Raw genomic sequence first — 16,240 nt, 5'->3', positions numbered from 1 at the left:
TGAGAAAATGCAAGGAGATACGATTAGTGCGATTGCCACTGCCCAGGGCGAGGGCGGCATTGGCATTATCCGCTTGAGCGGGGAACAGGCGCTGGAGATTGCCGGGAAGATGTTTCGCCCCGCCAGCGGCAAGGCATTGGATTCTTATGCAAGTCATAGAGCTGTCTATGGCAGGATAGTGGATGAAAACGAGCGGACTGTTGATGAAGCTATGGTGCTGATTATGAAAGGCCCGCATTCCTATACACGGGAAGATGTGGTGGAGTTTCAGTGCCATGGTGGTGTAATGCCGCTGCGTAAGACTTTGGCTTTGACCTATAGCCATGGGGCAAGACCAGCTGAGGGGGGCGAGTTCACCAAGCGGGCGTTCCTCAATGGCCGTCTGGACTTATCTCAGGCGCAGGCAGTTATGGATATCATCACGGCTAAGACGGACCGTTCCTTGAAAATGGCAGCTGGGCATTTAAGCGGTCAGTTCTCCCAGCAGATAAAGAACTTCCGTCAGGAGATTTTGGGACAGATTGCTCACTTAGAAGCAGCTATTGATTTTCCGGAGGACGAAGTGGATGATGTGGTGACGGAAAAAGTAGCTGAAAAAGTGGTTGAAATCCGCAACTATATTACCAAGCTCTTAAAAACTGCCGGTACAGGCCGTATTTTACGGGATGGCCTCATGACAGCTATCGTGGGCAAGCCAAACGTAGGTAAGTCCAGCTTACTCAACGCTTTATTGCAGGAAGAACGGGCGATTGTTACCGATATTCCCGGTACTACCCGCGATTCCATCGAAGAATACGCCAATGTGGGCGGCGTGCCCCTGCGCATTATCGACACAGCAGGCATTCGGGCTACGGAAGATGTCGTGGAACGGATTGGCGTGGAAAAGGCCCGGCAAATGATTAACGATGCCACTTTGGTACTCGCACTGTTTGACGGTTCCCGCCCGCTGGATGCAGAGGATGAAGAAATACTGGAACTGCTGCAGGGGCAGGAGGCGATTGTTCTCTTGAACAAGAGCGATTTGCAGTCCATGGTAACGGCAGAAGAACTTTCTGCCAAAGCCAATGTGCCCGTTATCGAAATCTCCACCAAGGAAAATCATGGTTTGGATGCGCTGGCACAGGCCATTCAGCAGAAGGTATACGGCGGCGAAGTGATAGCAGACGAGGGCAGTTTTGTCAGCGACGAGCGGCAGGCAAATCTCCTGCGCACTGCTGACAATCATTTAGCTGCGGCCCTGCAGACGATTGAAGCGGGCATGGGGCTGGACTTTATCTCCATCGACCTGCGTTCTGCCTGGGAAAAATTAGGTGAAATCACCGGCGATACGGTGGGCGAAGATATCATTGATGAGATTTTCTCGAAGTTCTGTATTGGTAAATAAGAAGGTAAGGAAAATGGAAAGTAAAAACGTATTTGTTGCCGGTTCTTATGATGTAATCGTAGTGGGGGCAGGCCATGCAGGTGTCGAAGCGGCGCTTGCGGCCGCCCGCATTGGCTGTAATACCCTGCTGACAACACTTTCAATGGACAATATTGCCATGATGCCCTGTAATCCGTCTGTAGGTGGCCCGGCCAAAGGGCATCTCGTGCGGGAACTCGATGCTTTAGGCGGGGAAATGGGCGTCAATGCCGACAAGACCTGCATTCAGTTCCGCATGCTCAACACGGGCAAAGGCCCGGCTGTTCATGCCCTGCGCGCCCAGGCCGATAAAAAACTCTACCAGTTCACGATGAAGGAAACCTGCGAACAGACGGAAAATCTGGATGTCAAACAGCTGCTGATTGATAAACTGTTGGTCGAAGAGGGCAAAGTTACGGGCGTACAGTCGGAAACGGGTGAAATCTACACGGCCAAGGCTGTCGTTATGGCTACGGGTACATATCTCAAGGGCCGTATCATTATCGGCGAGCACACCTACGAGGGCGGCCCCGCAGGTCAAAGGGCGGCGGTGAAATTCTCCGATTCTTTGAAAGAAGTGGGCGTAAAACTGATGCGCTTTAAGACCGGTACGCCAGCCCGCGTAGATGCCCGCACCCTCGATTACAGCAAGATGGAGATTCAGCCCGGTGATGAGGAATGCCGCAACTTTTCCTTTATGAGTGATGAAGTGACCCGCGAACAGATTCCCTGTTACCTGACATATACCAATGAAGAAACCCATAAGATTCTGCGGGACAATATGGAACGTGCTCCGATGGCCAACGGCATTATCGAAGGTATCGGCCCCCGTTACTGCCCGTCCATTGAAACGAAGATTCTGCGCTTCCCGGACAAGGAACGCCATCAGCTGTTCTTAGAGCCGGAAGGCCGTCATACCAACGAAGTCTATGTGCAGGGGATGTCCACATCCATGCCCATGGATGTACAGCTCGACTTCCTGCGCACCATCCCGGGGCTGGAACACGCCAAGGTCATGCGCGCTGGCTATGCCATTGAATATGACTGCATTGACCCCACCCAGTTAAAACCGACGCTGGAATTCAAGAACATTCACGGCTTTTTCTCGGCCGGACAGGCCAATGGCACTTCCGGCTATGAAGAAGCGGCGGCACAGGGCATTATCGCCGGTATCAACGCGGCTATGCTGATAAAAAATGAAGAACCGTTGGTATTAAAGCGCAGTGAAGCATATATCGGCGTGCTCATTGATGATTTGGTGACGAAGGGAACCAATGAACCGTACCGCATTATGACGAGCCGTGCCGAATACCGTCTGCTGCTGCGGCAGGACAACGCCGACCAGCGATTGACGCCGCTCGGGCGCCGCGTCGGTCTGGTCAAAGATGACCGCTGGGCAAGATACACCGAAAAGCAGAACGCCATCAATGAAGCACTGGACTATCTGCGCAAGAACAGCATTAACCCTACTAAGGAAATCACGGAAAAACTCACGGCAGCAGGTATTGAACCGGTGCGCAATGCGACGAGTTTCTATGACCTCCTGCGCCGTCCGGATTTGGACTATGATAAACTCGCGCAGCTCTTTGAACTGCCGGAACTCAATAAGGAAGTCAAACAGCAGGTGGAAATCACAATCACCTACGAAGGCTATATCAAGAAACAGCTGGAACAGGTTGAGCGCATGGAAAAGCTCGAAGAAAAACTACTGCCGGAAAATCTCAACTATGATGATGTGCCCAGCTTGCGTGACGAGGGCAGGGAGAAATTAAAGGCCATCCGCCCGCGTTCCGTAGGTCAGGCCAGCCGCATCAGCGGCGTATCGCCGGCAGATATTTCCGTGCTGCTTATCTGGCTTGAACAACAGCAGCGCATCAAAGCAGGGGAGGTCAAAGCCGATGTTTAAGGAAGAACTTGCCAAAGCGGCCGCCGAATACGGCATAAGCCTTAACGATACGCAGATGGAGCAGTACAACCGCTACTTTGAATTGCTGGTGGAGTGGAATGAAAAGATTAACCTCACCGCCATCACTGAGCCGAAGGAAGTTGCCATCAAGCATATGATTGACAGCATTACGGCCTATGATGAAAAACTCTTTAAGGACGGTACAACCGTTATTGATGTGGGAACCGGCGCAGGCTTTCCTGGCCTGCCCCTAAAGATTTTCTGCCCGGAAATCAAGCTGACCCTGATGGATTCCCTCAACAAGCGCATTAAGTTTTTGCAGACGGTGGTCGAGGAACTGGGCCTAAAAGATGTCGAATGCGTCCATGCCCGTGCCGAAGAAGGCGCCCGCAATAAGAAGTACCGTGAGTCCTTCGATATTGCGGTGTCCAGAGCGGTAGCAAGGCTCCCCATTCTCTGCGAATACTGCCTGCCCTTTGTCAAAAAAGGCGGTCACTTCATCGCCCTCAAGGGTATGCAGTATCATGATGAGGCAGAAGAAGCTGCCAAGGCTATCAAGGTCATGGGCGGAAGTAAGACGGAAATCCGTCCGGTAAAGCTGCCGGAACTTGACGACAAGCGGGCGGTTATTACCATAACCAAGACCATGCCCACGCCGAAAGCCTATCCACGCAAGGCCGGTACGCCAACCAAAAATCCCATAGTATAAAGCAAGAAAAAGGTCTGTGAAAAATTCCATTAACTTAAAAAGTCCGCTGACAAAAAAATGTTGGCGGGCTTTTGGGCATATTGCAGTTTGTTGGGGAGTTCGTGGTAAAGGTATCTTGTTCATACGTAGTTTGGGGCCAGACGTGGGAGTAATTTTTCTGTTTTCCGCTAAACGACCCCCTCGTAAAAGAGAGCTGTCCATTTACCTGCGCCGGGCAGGCCAACGGCGCTGCTTTCAGCGTATTTGTTTAGCAGCATTCTGCCGGGGCCGGCCTTCACTGCGTTCAGGCAGTCGCTCCCTACAGAAAAATCACTCCCCTGTCCGCCCAAAGTTATGGCCTATACTATTGCCACGAACGCGTTGCTCCCGTAACAAGAACATCGATATACTTGTCGCTTATCGTCGAGAAAAATACATTTAATGCAGATGCAACTTAGGACGGAGGTGGTGATGCTTTTCGCCGTGGAACGACTGTCTGAACGTAGTGAGGACTGGCCCACAAAAGGCATAGACTAAACACTGGGCTGAACATATGCGCCGCCGGTCTTGCCCGGCGCAAGCAACTAAAAGCCCATAAATCTACGCAACGGCGAAAAGTATTACCACTTCCGCCCCACTGAGCTGTAACAAAAAAATAAAGCTCGCAATAACATCGATAAACTGCAATTTATCTGTGTGAATAAGCTACGGTATAGTATTCAAAGTCTCTTTTCATCAGATAAAAAAAAGATAAAATGGACTTTTGTGAAAATTTGCGCTATAATATAAGATGGCAGGTGGTAACAATGATGTATCCATTTATGACACTGGATGATGAAACAGAAATAACACATTCGGAAAAGTTAGCTAATGGTAGAATAAAAGTGTATGTAGAAAAGGCAGACCATAAAGATGGATTTCATCATATGACTTGTTATTTACCTGACTATAAAATTGAGAGTGTTTATGGATTTTCGCAAGAGGAAGTAAATAAATACTTAAATATGATTCGATTTATGAATATATACTAAATTTTATATATGGAATTTGAGACAAGGAGGGCTAAGGGATGTTTAGGAAATTGGTGGTATTAGTATGTTTTGTAATGGGCATTTGTATTTGCGGGGGGGGCAGACTCTAAGTTCGTCCTTTGTATACTCTTTTGGGAGTACGGTAGAAGCGGCAAGTAAACCTACGATTGGGGTAACACCACGAGAGCTGAAAAAAGACCGTCAGTATGAAAGTTCAGACTTGTATGCGAGAGCGCATCATTTGATATATGGGAAAAAGGGGCCGTTAGGGCCTGATGGTAGAGTGCGTGTTGCAGTGGTAATAACAGGATCAGAAAGTTTGGTAGTTGAAAACAGGGTAAAAAATCAGATATATGGTCAATTAAGAGAGAAATTTCCACGAGAGTCATTTGCGGTGATGAAGGGAACTGATGTAAATACATATTTGTTGCAGAAGTCTGAAGAAGAAATTTATGATATGCAAAAGGGAAGGGCAACAAAGTCAGATGATGGTAAAGTAAATGTTGCACAAGTCACTAATGATGTAGATGGTATGCCTGTTGGTGTAAGACCGCGTGGGTTAGCGGATATGAGATTGGAAGAATATGTACAAGCAGGGAAACAATTTGATTATGACTATGTGTTTGTGATGACATTATCATTGGGAGAACTTAGAATGTATAATCACAATTTCATAATTTTTAGCACACATAGTAGTAAACAAAATGTATGGGTAAGAGCACGTTTGGTAGATGTTAAAAGTGGTAAATATTTGTACAGGAATGATGTAGTTGCTACAGGAACAGCACATAATAATATGTTAAATGGACGATTATATGAAAGGTCAGTAAAAAATGCAGTACAAGAAATAATGGATGATATCATGGTAAATGATGATTAAATAATAGGCGGGGAGTAATCCCTGCTTATTTTTCTCGGATAGTAATTGATAAGAATAGAAAAGGATATTTAGGAGGCTATAGAGAATATTAGAGGCAAGATGGATTGAGCGTGAATAGAGGTGGAAATATGAATAAATGTTGGCGGTATGTTGCTGCTTCTTGTATCGTGGCATTGCTATGGGCAGTGCCCATGATTTCTCATGCAGCAGACAAGCCGGAAGAAATTACAGGTAATAACGAAGTTTCATCGGATGATGGACGGGCAGATGATTGGTTTACCAAGCCAAAAGAAGCAGGACGTATTATAAATCAGTCAGAAAATGAAGCGAAGAAACAGGAAACGAAGGAAAAACAGCGCTATATTTACCTGTTTGAGGATAATGGCTTTGTCTATTATCTGGACAATCAGAATGTAAAATGGAAGCCAATCCCCTATTCGGAAACTGAGGAGATTTTGGATATCTGGATTAAGCTGATAAAGGTGGCTCCGGATGAGGAGTACAGCTATCCCCAGAAATATTTTTTGGAGCATTATTACCTGCGGCCAGATAGAAAGCAAATTCAGTTCCTAAGTGAATTGGAGGTCACAGGCCGTCCAGATAACGCCATCAAGGAACGGCCCTATAGTGTGCACAACTGGGAAAATATCGTGTCCGGGTCATTGGAAGATGAGATTTACCACAGTGTGTTAAAGGTAGTAAAGAAGAACGAACAATTCTGGCCGAAGCATAAGAGCGTGCGGGATGTATTGGAAGATATTTTCCGTATATCGCTATAAGGATACAAGACAAAAATCGCTGACGGATGAGCCGCCAGCGATTTTTGCTGTGTGTATGTATGTAAGAACGGGGTAAGTAAATTAATGATGGAACAAGCGAATATGCGTCATAGCCATGGTCATATTGTACTTGTCACAGGTGGCGATAACATTATCGTCACGGATGGAACCGCCTGCCTGGGCGATGTAACTGACACCACTCTTGCGGGCGCGTTCGATATTATCGCCGAAGGGGAAGAAGGCATCAGAACCAAGGGCTACCCCCGTTTGGGTGGCGAGCCATGCTTTCTTTTCCTCGCGGGTAAGCGGTGCCGGCTTTTCGGTAAACAGGTGTTCCCAGTTGCCATCGGTTAAGAGGTCTTCGCTTTCTTCGCCAACGTATACATCAATGGCATTGTCCCTGTCCGGGCGGCGAACTTCTTCTTTGAAGGGCAGGTTCATTACCTTTGGGCACTGGCGCAGATACCAGATATCGGCCTTATTGCCGGCAAGGCGGGTGCAATGTACGCGGGACTGCTGGCCGGCACCAATGCCGATGGCCTGACCGTCCTTGGCATAGCAGACGGAATTGGACTGGGTGTATTTCAGGGTAATCAGGGAAATCAAGAGGTCACGCTTGGCGCTTTCTGGCAGTTCCTTATTGACCGTGGGAATTTCCGTCAGGCAGTCAGGTGTAATCTTGATGTCATTGCGCTGCTGTTCAAAGGTGATGCCAAAGACCTGTTTCTGTTCCAAAGGTTCCGGCTGGTAGTTCGTATCCATTTGAATGACAAGGTACGTGCCTTTGCGCTTGGATTTCAGAATTTCCAGTGCTTCGGCGGAGTAGGAGGGGGCAATAATGCCGTCGGAAACTTCTCGTTTCAGGAAGCTGGCTGTCTGGGCGTCGCATTCGTCAGACAGGGCCACGAAATCCCCATAGGAGGACATGCGGTCAGCTCCGCGGGCACGAATATAGGCGGTAGCCACAGGACTGAGTTCCACACCTTCAACGAAATAAGCCTTTTGCAGAGCTTCGGAAAGGGGAACGGCAACGGCTGCGCCAGCCGGGCTTACATGCTTAAAGGAAGCGGCGGCAGGCAGGCCGGTGGCTTCTTTGAGTTCACGCACAAGCTGCCAGCTGTTAAAGGCATCAAGCAGGTTGATATACCCCGGTTTGCCGTTCAGCACCGTAAAGGGCAGACCTTTTTCGCAGAAAACTCTGGCCGGTTTCTGATTGGGGTTACAGCCGTATTTCAGTTCCATTTCCGTCATTGCAAATCTCCTCCATATAACGTAAAAAGCCGACACAAATCCAGGCTTTCACCCAGACGGTCGGCTTTTCTTCCCTGTGCTCCCTGTGGTTATCCACTTCCGTCAGTCGCACAGCATCAACTACAACGAATTTAACACGAATAATATGCGCTTGTCAAGGACATTTTTTCAAGAAGTAACTGCGGTCAGGGCGAGGGGATATGTTTTGCGGGCGTCGCTAAATGACCGGTTCGCTAAGTCGCGCTTTCCAGCTAAATGCTCCGGTTACCACGTCGCAGCTTTCAGCGTTGTGTCCAGAAATTTTCGGCTTCCGGCCAGCCTGACGGCAGTCGCTCCTGCCCGCAAAACATATCCCCTCGCCCCTCGTTGCACTTGTGGCTCTTTAGGTACGATTTTTTATCGTGGATTATTTCGGGAACTTTGTATCTTGGCAGAAGGGGGCTGTTTTTTGTATGGAGCGCACTGCCGAAGGCTGGCTCGCAAGAGAACGAGCGGGAAGTAAAGCTGAAAGCAGCGCCGTGGTGACCGGCGCGAGCAACTAAAAAAACGGCAATATCATGCGAGACATTTGCGCGAATACAAAAAATAGTCCCCTTCTGTCAGTAACAATTAACTTCGTAGGTGTATGAAAAAATTTCTGTTAGATTTCTTCTTTTTATGGTATGATAGGGATTAGTGAGGTTTGTTTTTTCCTGTGGTCAGCAAAAATGACCGCAGATTGCTTATAATTCAAGGGGGAACTTCGATTATGTTAAAAAGCATTGCAGTCATGACCAGCGGCGGCGACAGCCCCGGTATGAATGCGGCAGCCCGTGCTGTTGTGCGCACGGCGCTCTATGAAGGTGTAAAAGTTTGGGGCATCCGTGATGGTTATCATGGTCTGCTCGAAGAAAATATGTTTGAAATGGAATCCAAAGACGTAGGCGATATCATTCAGCGCGGCGGCACGTTCCTCGGTACGGCCCGCTGCAAACGCTGGAAGACGCCGGAAGGCCGTATGCTCGGCTATCAGCACCTCGTTGACCGTGGGATTCAGGGCCTCTGCGTTATCGGCGGTGATGGTTCCCTGCGCGGTGCTTCTCTGCTGTCTCAGGAAACGGGCATTCCTATCGTAGGCCTGCCGGGCACCATCGACAATGACGTTTGGGGTTCTGACTACACGATTGGCTGTGATACGGCAGCCAACACCATTATTGATGCCATCAATAAGTTACGTGACACGGCTTCGGCCCATCGTCGTGTCATCGTTATGGAAGTAATGGGCCGCAGCTCGGGATGGCTGGCACTTGTTTCCGGTATTTCCGGCGGTGCTGAATACATTCTCGTGCCGGAAGAACCCTATGATTTGGATAAACTCTGCGATGACATGAAGAATGCTTATGCAGAAGGCAAGCGCTATATCCTCGTAGTTGTTGCTGAAGGTGCTGGCAATGCACAGGAAATCGGTGATTTCATTGCCAAGAAAACGGAACTCGATACTCGTGTAACGGTTCTTGGTCACATTCAGCGTGGCGGTTCGCCGACGGTTATCGACCGTGTGCGCGCCAGCCAGCTCGGCGAGCAGGCTGCTTTGGCACTTATCTCCGGTCTGTCTGATGTGGTATTCGGCTTCAGCAAAGGCCGCGTAGTATCCATCGACCTGCATGACTCCGTAAACAACAAGAAACAGCTTGACCCGGAATATTTACATCTGGCAAAGGTCTTGTTCTGATTAAACGAATAAAATGCAAAAAATTAGGATGTTGCTTTTGCAACATCCTAATTTTTTATTTTTGTACTAATTCTTTGGCTAGTTCTACAGCCTTTACGCCATCCGGAGCGTAGGCATCAGCTCCGGCGCTGTCGGCATATTCCTGCGTGACGGCGGCACCGCCGACCATGACTTTGGCATTGCAGCCTGCTTCTTTGAGGTCTTCAATAACCTTGTCAATCTGCACCATGGTCGTGGTCATCAGCGCGCAGAGGCCCACAATATCGGCGTTGTTTTCGATTGCGGCTCTGACGATATCGGTGCTGTCCACATCTTTACCCAAATCGATAAGTTTGAAGCCGCTGTTGGCAAGCAATGCGCCTGTGATATTCTTGCCCAAATCGTGAACATCACCCTTTACCGTGGCGATAACGACTGTGCCCTGTTCCGGGGCGGTACTGGCCGGGGTCAACTCCTTGATTTTGTTGAAGGCAGCCCGCATGGTTTCAGCGGATAGCAATACCTGGGGCAGGAACATACGGCCTGCGCCAAAGTCCACGCCGATATCCGTCATGGCGGCGGTCAGTGCCTGTTCTGTGATGGTATTGGCAGCCATACCGGCTTTGAGGGCGTTTTCCACCAATAGGGGGATTTCGTCCTTTTCCCCGTCAATGACTGCCTGTTTGATGGCTTCCAGTGGGGAAAGTTCCGTGACCTTGGCGGTGGCAGCAGCCTTTGGAACGGCCAGATTGGCTTCGTTCTTGCTGTAGGCAAGGCCGTTGGGGTCATCACCTAGCAGGGCGGCGCTGGCCATCAGAGCCTTTTGCATGGACTCGTCGTAAGGATTCATAATCGGAGCATCCAGACCTGCCGCCAGACACATGGCAAAGAACGTGCTGTTAATCAGCGGGCGGTTGGGCAGGCCAAAGGAGATATTGGACAGGCCCATGGTGGTGGGATAGCCGAATCTTTCCCGATACATCTGCAGGGTAATCAGCACTTCATAGCAGGCGTTCTTATCTGCCGATACGGTCATAACCAGAGCGTCCAGCAGGAAGTCGCCATCATCTAAGCCCGCTTCTTTAGCTGCCGCAATGATTTTGTGCATGACGGTGATACGTTCTTCGGCGGTTTTAGGGACGCCGTCCGGCGTAATAGGCAGGCAGAGAATAGCGGCACCGTATTTTTTTGCCAGCGGCAGGAACTGGGCGATGCGCTCCGGTTCGTAGCTGACGGAGTTGATGAGCGCACGGCCCGGATAGGCTTTGAGGCCTGCTTCCAAGGCTTCTGCATCACTGGTGTCAATAGCCAGCGGAGCATCAGTAAGCTGGGCGATTTCAGTGACGGCCTTTTTCATAGCGGCAGCCTGGTCAATGCCGCCAACGCCCATATTTACATCGAGCAGGTGGGCACCGGCTTTGACCTGATTGACGGCTTCTTTCTTGACACCCAAAAGCGAACCGTCCCGGATTTCGGCGGCCAGCTTCTTGCGGCCTGTAGGATTGATGCGCTCGCCAATGAGGCGGGTGGGCAGGCTCTTATCAATGCAGACGGATTTGCTGCGGCTGGTCAGCCAGAGTTTTTTTGCAGGCAATCTGCGTTCTGGCAGGGGCATATCCTTTACGGCTTTGGCAAGCTCGCGGATATGTTCCGGGGTGGTACCGCAGCAGCCACCCAGATAGCTTGCACCGGCTTCCAAGAGTTTTACGCCCCATTTACCGAAGTCCTCCGGCCCCATGGGAAATACGGTATGTCCGTCTTTCAGATAGGGCATACCGGCGTTGGGCAGCACGCTGATGGGGCAGGTGCAGTTTTCGGCCAGCGTTTTGACGATGGGCACCAGTTCTTCCGGGCCAAGAGAACAGTTGACACCGATGATATCTGCGCCCATGGCGTCGAGCAGAATCGCGGCCGATTGCGGGTCAGTACCCGTGACTGTGCGGCCGTCCTCACTGTAGGAAAGCTGACAGATTACGGGAATATCGCAGGCATCTTTGGCCGCCAGCAAAGCGGCGCGCATTTCCTGAATGTCGATACAGGTTTCGATAATGAGAAAATGGGCACCGGCTTCGGCAAGGGCTTTTGCTTGGTCGTAGAAGTTCTGGTAGGCTTCGTCAAAGGACAAATCTCCCAGCGGCTCGATAAAACGGCCTGTGGGACCCATGGACCCGGCTACTTTAGCCCGCCCCTTGGCGGCTGCCTTAGCGATTTTTACGGCGGCCGTGTTGAGCTCTGCCATGCGGTCTGTTAAGCCATAGTGTTCGAGTTTTAAGGGGCTGGCACCAAAGGTATTGGTTTCGATAATGGTGGCGCCTGCTTCTATATAGGCATTGTGGATGTTCTTTACCACATCCGGATTTTCGATATTCATGAGTTCCGGGCAGGCTCCGGGCTGAAGGCCACCGGCTTGCAGCATGGTGCCCATGGCACCATCAAAGATTTCGATTTTACACATACATTCAGCTCCTGTTCTGGAGATTTATTGTTTACGGGAGGGGCAGTCGGTCTTATTGCACATTGCACAACCATGCGGACTGTGGCTGGGGGCAGTTTCTGCCTGTTTGCGGTAGAGGCCGATAATCGCTGTAATGCTCTTGCGGGGCATGAGCATTAGGGAGGAACTGAGGCTGACACCAATTTTATCTGCATGGGCCAGACGGATTAACTCCGGCTGCTGTTCCAAGGGCCAGTCCCCATAACCGGGGCTGAACCGCCACTTCATGGCAAAGCCTTGGGCGGCCATTTTGGGAGTCAGGGCTTTTTCCATGCCATCGGCAATCTGTTCTACAGCGGCGGTAGCAGCCGCATCCATGATGACCGCGGTGCTGTATTCACCGGCATTGAAGCGGCGGGTCACTTCTTCTTCGACTTCTTCGCCAACGGTTGCCGACAGGGCGATAATCTTTTCACAGCCAGCCAGATGCTGGCCTATTTTTTGCCCCTGTATGGTACAGGGCGGGGCAGACTTAATGATTTGATTCTCACAGTCATAATCATAGACTTCCCATATTCCTTTGGGGGCGGCCATAAGCCGGGCATCTTCGCAGGCGGCGAGGATTTTTTCTTCGTCAAAGTCAACGGCTTTTTGCAGGCCCGCATAACGGCGGGTTTCCTTGGCATCTATGGAGAGTAGGGGCGCATTATAAACAGGCATGAACTCACCACCTTAAATTTTTTTTACTGTTTCACGTGAAACAATAGCATTTTTTTGCATTTCATATTATTATATAGGTATGCTTATTTTCGGATGGGATAATAATTACAACTGTCCAAAATAAAACCTTTAATGTAACAATTATACTTATTTTAAGGGAAATATACAAGCATTACTGTAACTTAACGCACAGTGGAAGAAAGTGGTGAAAAGTTTTGGCAAAGATTATCGCAGTTGCCAATCAAAAGGGCGGCGTGGGCAAAACCACCACGTCGGTAAATTTGGCTGCCTGTATAGCGGCCAAGAAGAAAAAAGTCCTGCTGGTGGATTGTGACCCGCAGGGGAATGCCAGCAGTGGTTTTGGCGTGGAAAAATCCGCATTGGATAAGACCATTTATCATGTATTGATTGACAATGTGCCCGTCAGCGAAGTTATTCAGAAGACGGAATTTAAGGTGGATATACTGCCCGCTAATATTGAACTGGCAGGTGCAGAAGTGGAGCTGGTGGCTGCCATCTCCCGGGAAACGCGGCTGAAAAAAGCTCTGGATGCGGTGCGGGATAATTACGATTACATCCTGATTGACTGCCCGCCTTCCTTGGGGTTGTTGACCCTTAATTCGCTGGCGGCAGCAGATTCTGTAATCATGCCCATTCAGTGTGAATTCTACGCATTGGAGGGTGTGGCCCAGCTGATGAAAACCATTGAGCTGGTGCGCAGCAACCTCAATGCTGAATTGGCCGTAGAAGGTGTGGTTATGACCATGTACGATTCCCGCACGAAACTGGCGGAGCAGGTGGTGGATGAAGTCCGCAACAGCTTCGATACCGCAGTGTACAAGACTATGATTCCCCGCACGGTACGCCTTAGCGAAGCGCCGTCCTTTGGCCAGCCCATTCTTTATTACGACAAGAAATCCAAGGGAGCCGAGGTTTATATGAAGCTTGCGAAAGAGGTGATTGCCCGTGGCTAAGAAAGGCGGCTTGGGCAAAGGGTTAGGCGCTTTTGGCTTGGTGAAAGCCAAAGTGGAGCCGGAGAAGGCGGAAAAAGCACAGTCGGTAGCGATTGCTTCCATAAAGCCGAACCGCTATCAGCCCCGTATGGAGTTTGATGAAAGCGCGTTGGAGGAACTCAAGGAATCCGTCAAGGAATTCGGCGTGCTGCAGCCTTTGCTGGTGCGCAAACTTTCCGAGGGCAGTTATGAACTGATTGCCGGGGAGCGCCGCTTGCGGGCGGCTAAGCTGGCAGGTCTGCAGGAAGTGCCCGTAGATGTACGGGAATTCAACAATGAGGAAATTGCTCAGATTGCGCTGATCGAAAACATTCAGCGGGAAAACTTAAATGCCATGGAAGAAGCCAAGGCGTATGAGCGCCTGATGAAGGAATTTAAGCTCACGCAGGAAACCGTGGCCAAGAAAGTCGGCCGCAGCCGTTCCCATATTGCCAATTTCCTGCGCCTGCTGAATCTGGCAGAGCAGGTGCAGGCCTATGTGGCTAACGGCAGCCTTTCCATGGGGCAGGCCAAGCCGCTGCTGGCACTGGAGAATAAGGAGCTGCAGATGGAGGCGGCAGATTATATTCAGAGCAAGGAGCTTTCGGCCCGCCAGTCGGAGCAGCTGGTGAAGAAACTGCTGGAAAATCCGGAACTGCTGAAGGAACAGTCCGGAGAGAAATCCGCCAAGGAAAAGCCGGAGCAGGACATTTTTATCCGGGATGCAGTGGATAAGCTCACGCAGATGTTCGGCACCCAGGTGCGGATTCAGACGGGGAAGAAAAAGAGTAAGCTGGAAATTGAGTTTTACTCCAATGAAGATTTGGAACGCATTATGGGAACCATGCTGGAGCGTCAGCAGAGTACGAAACAGGCGAAGATGGATGCCTTGCGGCAGTTTTCGCAGACGGGGAAGTTTACGGTATAAACGATTAGGGAGTTTTGGTTTCGAATGAATATGAACTATTTTATGAAGTTTATGGCAGATAATATGCCTTTTATTGTGGTGGCTATGGCAGTGATTATGTTCATCATGCTGTGTGTGATGATTAAGCAGGCCTGGAACCTCAGTTATATGAAGAAACGCTATCGGAAGATGATGAATGGCGTGGATGGGGATAATCTGGAGCGACTGCTGATGGGCCATATTGACGAGGTTCGTCATGTGGTGGAAGAAAACCAGCGTCTGGATACGGAAAACCGCCGGATGGATGAACTTTTGAATATGGCAGTTACCAGGGTGGGTATGGTGCGTTTCCGTGCCTTTGAGGACATGGGCAGCGACTTGAGCTATGCTGTGGCGCTGTTGGATGCCCACAACAACGGCGTGGTGCTGTCCAGCATTTTTGGCCGTGAGGATTCCCGCAGCTATGCCAAGCCCATTGAGGATGGCAAATCTTCCTATCCCATGACTCAGGAAGAAGAACAGGCCCTGAAGGAAGCTATGGCCAAAGCCCAGTAATAAAGGTACTTAGAAAGGAAGGCTTTTAATGTCAGCAGAAAAAGAAATAAGCAAAACTGCTGAGGAATATACGATAAAATTTATCCCTCCCCAGGGCGGTGATGTAAAAACCATACGCCTGCCCATCAATCTGTTAAAATACGGTGTGGTATCTCTGCTGGCTGGTGCCCTGCTCTTTGTTGGGGCTTTCAGTTATGCGGTGTACAGCACTTTTGCTAACCGCAATGGTGCGGCTGAAATCGAGGATTTGCGCCAGGTCAACAGTATTCAGCAGGAACAACTGCTGCAGCTGGCGAAAAAAGCCAACAGCCTGCAGGAGGAAATGAATCAGCTGAAAAAGCTGGAAGAAGATATCCGGCGCCTGTCCGGAGCACAGCCTCTGCAGGAAAATCAGCAGGAGAATGCCAGCGGTGAACAGGGTGTTGACCCTGCCACCCACAATGGGCAGGGCGGCCCTATAAGCACACCTACCGTGCAGAATGTCAGCGATACGCTGGCACTTGTGGAGCAGGGGCTGGCTGTACGCCGTCAGTCCCTTACGGCCTTGAAGGAAGAACTGAGCCAGCGTCAGCAGGCACTGGGGATTCCTGCCGTGTCCCTGCCAGGCGGCACTACGCCGGCAATTTGGCCGGCTAGAGGTGTTGTGAGCTCGCCTTACGGCCTGCGCTGGAACGGCTCGGATTTCCATCCCGGTATTGACATTGCCAATGATATGGGCACGCCCATCATTGCTACGGCAGATGGTGTTGTGCGGGTAGCTGGCTGGAATGATGGCGGCTATGGCAATATGGTGGATATTGACCATGGCAATGGCATTATGACCCGTTACGGCCATGCTATGCAGGTAGCAGTTACTGCCGGTCAGTATGTACATCGCGGCCAGGTCATCGCCTATATGGGCAGTACCGGTTTTTCCACTGGCCCTCATGTTCATTATGAAGTGCGGATTAACGGGCAGGCCGTGAACCCTGCGGCTTATCTCCATTAAAAGTATTATGTATACTT

At 50.2% G+C, this 16,240-nt stretch carries 14 protein-coding genes and 1 riboswitch; of the genes, 11 read left to right on the top strand and 3 right to left on the bottom strand.

What is annotated here, in order from left to right; genetic code table 11:
* Positions 1 to 7: 7 nt before the first annotated feature.
* From mnmE to P157_RS13640, 6 genes are all read left to right on the top strand, one after another.
* The gene (gene mnmE / locus P157_RS0102385) at positions 8 to 1,384 is read left to right on the top strand and encodes a tRNA uridine-5-carboxymethylaminomethyl(34) synthesis GTPase MnmE (RefSeq protein ID WP_026759603.1); all 1,377 of its coding nucleotides are present in this window, start codon (positions 8 to 10) and stop codon (positions 1,382 to 1,384) included.
* 13 nt (positions 1,385 to 1,397) lie between these two features.
* On the top strand, positions 1,398 to 3,308 hold the full coding sequence (gene mnmG, locus P157_RS0102380; RefSeq protein WP_026759602.1) for a tRNA uridine-5-carboxymethylaminomethyl(34) synthesis enzyme MnmG: 1,911 nt from the start codon (positions 1,398 to 1,400) through the stop codon (positions 3,306 to 3,308).
* On the top strand, positions 3,301 to 4,017 hold the full coding sequence (gene rsmG / locus P157_RS0102375; RefSeq protein ID WP_026759601.1) for a 16S rRNA (guanine(527)-N(7))-methyltransferase RsmG: 717 nt from the start codon (positions 3,301 to 3,303) through the stop codon (positions 4,015 to 4,017). Before mnmG ends, rsmG begins: the two co-directional genes overlap by 8 nt.
* A gap of 785 nt (positions 4,018 to 4,802) precedes the next feature.
* On the top strand, positions 4,803 to 5,027 hold the full coding sequence (locus tag P157_RS13645) for a hypothetical protein (protein ID WP_037368084.1): 225 nt from the start codon (positions 4,803 to 4,805) through the stop codon (positions 5,025 to 5,027).
* Between the two features lie 64 nt (positions 5,028 to 5,091).
* Entirely contained in the window at positions 5,092 to 5,907 is an 816-nt protein-coding gene (locus P157_RS0102365) for a hypothetical protein (protein WP_026759600.1), read from the top strand.
* Between the two features lie 128 nt (positions 5,908 to 6,035).
* On the top strand, positions 6,036 to 6,686 hold the full coding sequence (locus P157_RS13640) for a hypothetical protein (RefSeq protein ID WP_051598455.1): 651 nt from the start codon (positions 6,036 to 6,038) through the stop codon (positions 6,684 to 6,686).
* 81 nt (positions 6,687 to 6,767) lie between these two features.
* Here P157_RS13640 and P157_RS0102355 read toward each other — a convergent pair whose 3' ends face one another.
* Positions 6,768 to 7,937: a phosphoribosylaminoimidazolecarboxamide formyltransferase gene (locus P157_RS0102355; RefSeq protein ID WP_026759599.1), complete on the bottom strand. Its 1,170-nt coding sequence runs from the start codon at positions 7,935 to 7,937 to the stop codon at positions 6,768 to 6,770.
* A 43-nt stretch (positions 7,938 to 7,980) separates the two neighbouring features.
* A riboswitch (ZMP/ZTP riboswitch) is annotated at positions 7,981 to 8,057 on the bottom strand.
* Between the two features lie 628 nt (positions 8,058 to 8,685).
* Between P157_RS0102355 and pfkA the strand changes: the two genes are divergently transcribed.
* Positions 8,686 to 9,648 (top strand): 6-phosphofructokinase, encoded by a 963-nt coding sequence (gene pfkA, locus P157_RS0102350; protein ID WP_026759598.1) that lies wholly within the window; start codon positions 8,686 to 8,688, stop codon positions 9,646 to 9,648.
* A 55-nt stretch (positions 9,649 to 9,703) separates the two neighbouring features.
* On the opposite strand, the gene P157_RS0102345 is transcribed toward pfkA, so the two are convergent.
* Both P157_RS0102345 and P157_RS0102340 read right to left on the bottom strand, forming a co-directional pair.
* Positions 9,704 to 12,082 carry a homocysteine S-methyltransferase family protein gene (locus P157_RS0102345; RefSeq protein ID WP_026759597.1) on the bottom strand — a complete coding sequence of 793 codons (2,379 nt, stop codon included), beginning with the start codon at positions 12,080 to 12,082 and terminating at the stop codon, positions 9,704 to 9,706.
* A 24-nt stretch (positions 12,083 to 12,106) separates the two neighbouring features.
* Positions 12,107 to 12,781, bottom strand: coding sequence for a methionine synthase (locus P157_RS0102340; RefSeq protein WP_026759596.1), 675 nt, complete (start codon positions 12,779 to 12,781; stop codon positions 12,107 to 12,109).
* A gap of 215 nt (positions 12,782 to 12,996) precedes the next feature.
* On the opposite strand from P157_RS0102340, the gene P157_RS0102335 reads away from it, so the two are divergent.
* From P157_RS0102335 to P157_RS0102320, 4 genes are read left to right on the top strand one after another with little or no spacing between them, the layout of a single operon-like run.
* Positions 12,997 to 13,755 carry a ParA family protein gene (locus P157_RS0102335; RefSeq protein ID WP_026759595.1) on the top strand — a complete coding sequence of 253 codons (759 nt, stop codon included), beginning with the start codon at positions 12,997 to 12,999 and terminating at the stop codon, positions 13,753 to 13,755.
* Positions 13,748 to 14,701: a ParB/RepB/Spo0J family partition protein gene (locus tag P157_RS0102330; protein ID WP_026759594.1), complete on the top strand. Its 954-nt coding sequence runs from the start codon at positions 13,748 to 13,750 to the stop codon at positions 14,699 to 14,701. Before P157_RS0102335 ends, P157_RS0102330 begins: the two co-directional genes overlap by 8 nt.
* A 24-nt stretch (positions 14,702 to 14,725) precedes the next feature.
* Complete coding sequence (locus tag P157_RS0102325) at positions 14,726 to 15,235, top strand: DUF4446 family protein (protein ID WP_026759593.1); 510 nt, start codon at positions 14,726 to 14,728, stop codon at positions 15,233 to 15,235.
* Between the two features lie 28 nt (positions 15,236 to 15,263).
* Complete coding sequence (locus P157_RS0102320) at positions 15,264 to 16,223, top strand: M23 family metallopeptidase (RefSeq protein WP_026759592.1); 960 nt, start codon at positions 15,264 to 15,266, stop codon at positions 16,221 to 16,223.
* Positions 16,224 to 16,240: the final 17 nt, after the last annotated feature.

This window comes from Selenomonas ruminantium AC2024, from assembly GCF_000687995.1.
GTDB classification, from domain to species: domain Bacteria; phylum Bacillota; class Negativicutes; order Selenomonadales; family Selenomonadaceae; genus Selenomonas_A; species Selenomonas_A ruminantium_B.
The sequence above is the reverse complement of the archived record's forward strand: the minus strand, read 5'-3'. Positions and strand labels throughout refer to the sequence as shown.

Bases quoted from the DNA above. Each gene is read 5' to 3' on its own strand.
- mnmE (WP_026759603.1), top strand. From the start codon at position 8: ATGCAAGGAGATACGATTAGTGCGATTGCCACTGCCCAGGGCGAGGGC.
- mnmG (WP_026759602.1), top strand. From the start codon at position 1,398: ATGGAAAGTAAAAACGTATTTGTTGCCGGTTCTTATGATGTAATCGTA.
- rsmG (WP_026759601.1), top strand. From the start codon at position 3,301: ATGTTTAAGGAAGAACTTGCCAAAGCGGCCGCCGAATACGGCATAAGC.
- P157_RS13645 (WP_037368084.1), top strand. From the start codon at position 4,803: ATGATGTATCCATTTATGACACTGGATGATGAAACAGAAATAACACAT.
- P157_RS0102365 (WP_026759600.1), top strand. From the start codon at position 5,092: ATGTTTTGTAATGGGCATTTGTATTTGCGGGGGGGGCAGACTCTAAGT.
- P157_RS13640 (WP_051598455.1), top strand. From the start codon at position 6,036: ATGAATAAATGTTGGCGGTATGTTGCTGCTTCTTGTATCGTGGCATTG.
- P157_RS0102355 (WP_026759599.1), bottom strand. From the start codon at position 7,937: ATGACGGAAATGGAACTGAAATACGGCTGTAACCCCAATCAGAAACCG.
- pfkA (WP_026759598.1), top strand. From the start codon at position 8,686: ATGTTAAAAAGCATTGCAGTCATGACCAGCGGCGGCGACAGCCCCGGT.
- P157_RS0102345 (WP_026759597.1), bottom strand. From the start codon at position 12,082: ATGTGTAAAATCGAAATCTTTGATGGTGCCATGGGCACCATGCTGCAA.
- P157_RS0102340 (WP_026759596.1), bottom strand. From the start codon at position 12,781: ATGCCTGTTTATAATGCGCCCCTACTCTCCATAGATGCCAAGGAAACC.
- P157_RS0102325 (WP_026759593.1), top strand. From the start codon at position 14,726: ATGAATATGAACTATTTTATGAAGTTTATGGCAGATAATATGCCTTTT.
- P157_RS0102320 (WP_026759592.1), top strand. From the start codon at position 15,264: ATGTCAGCAGAAAAAGAAATAAGCAAAACTGCTGAGGAATATACGATA.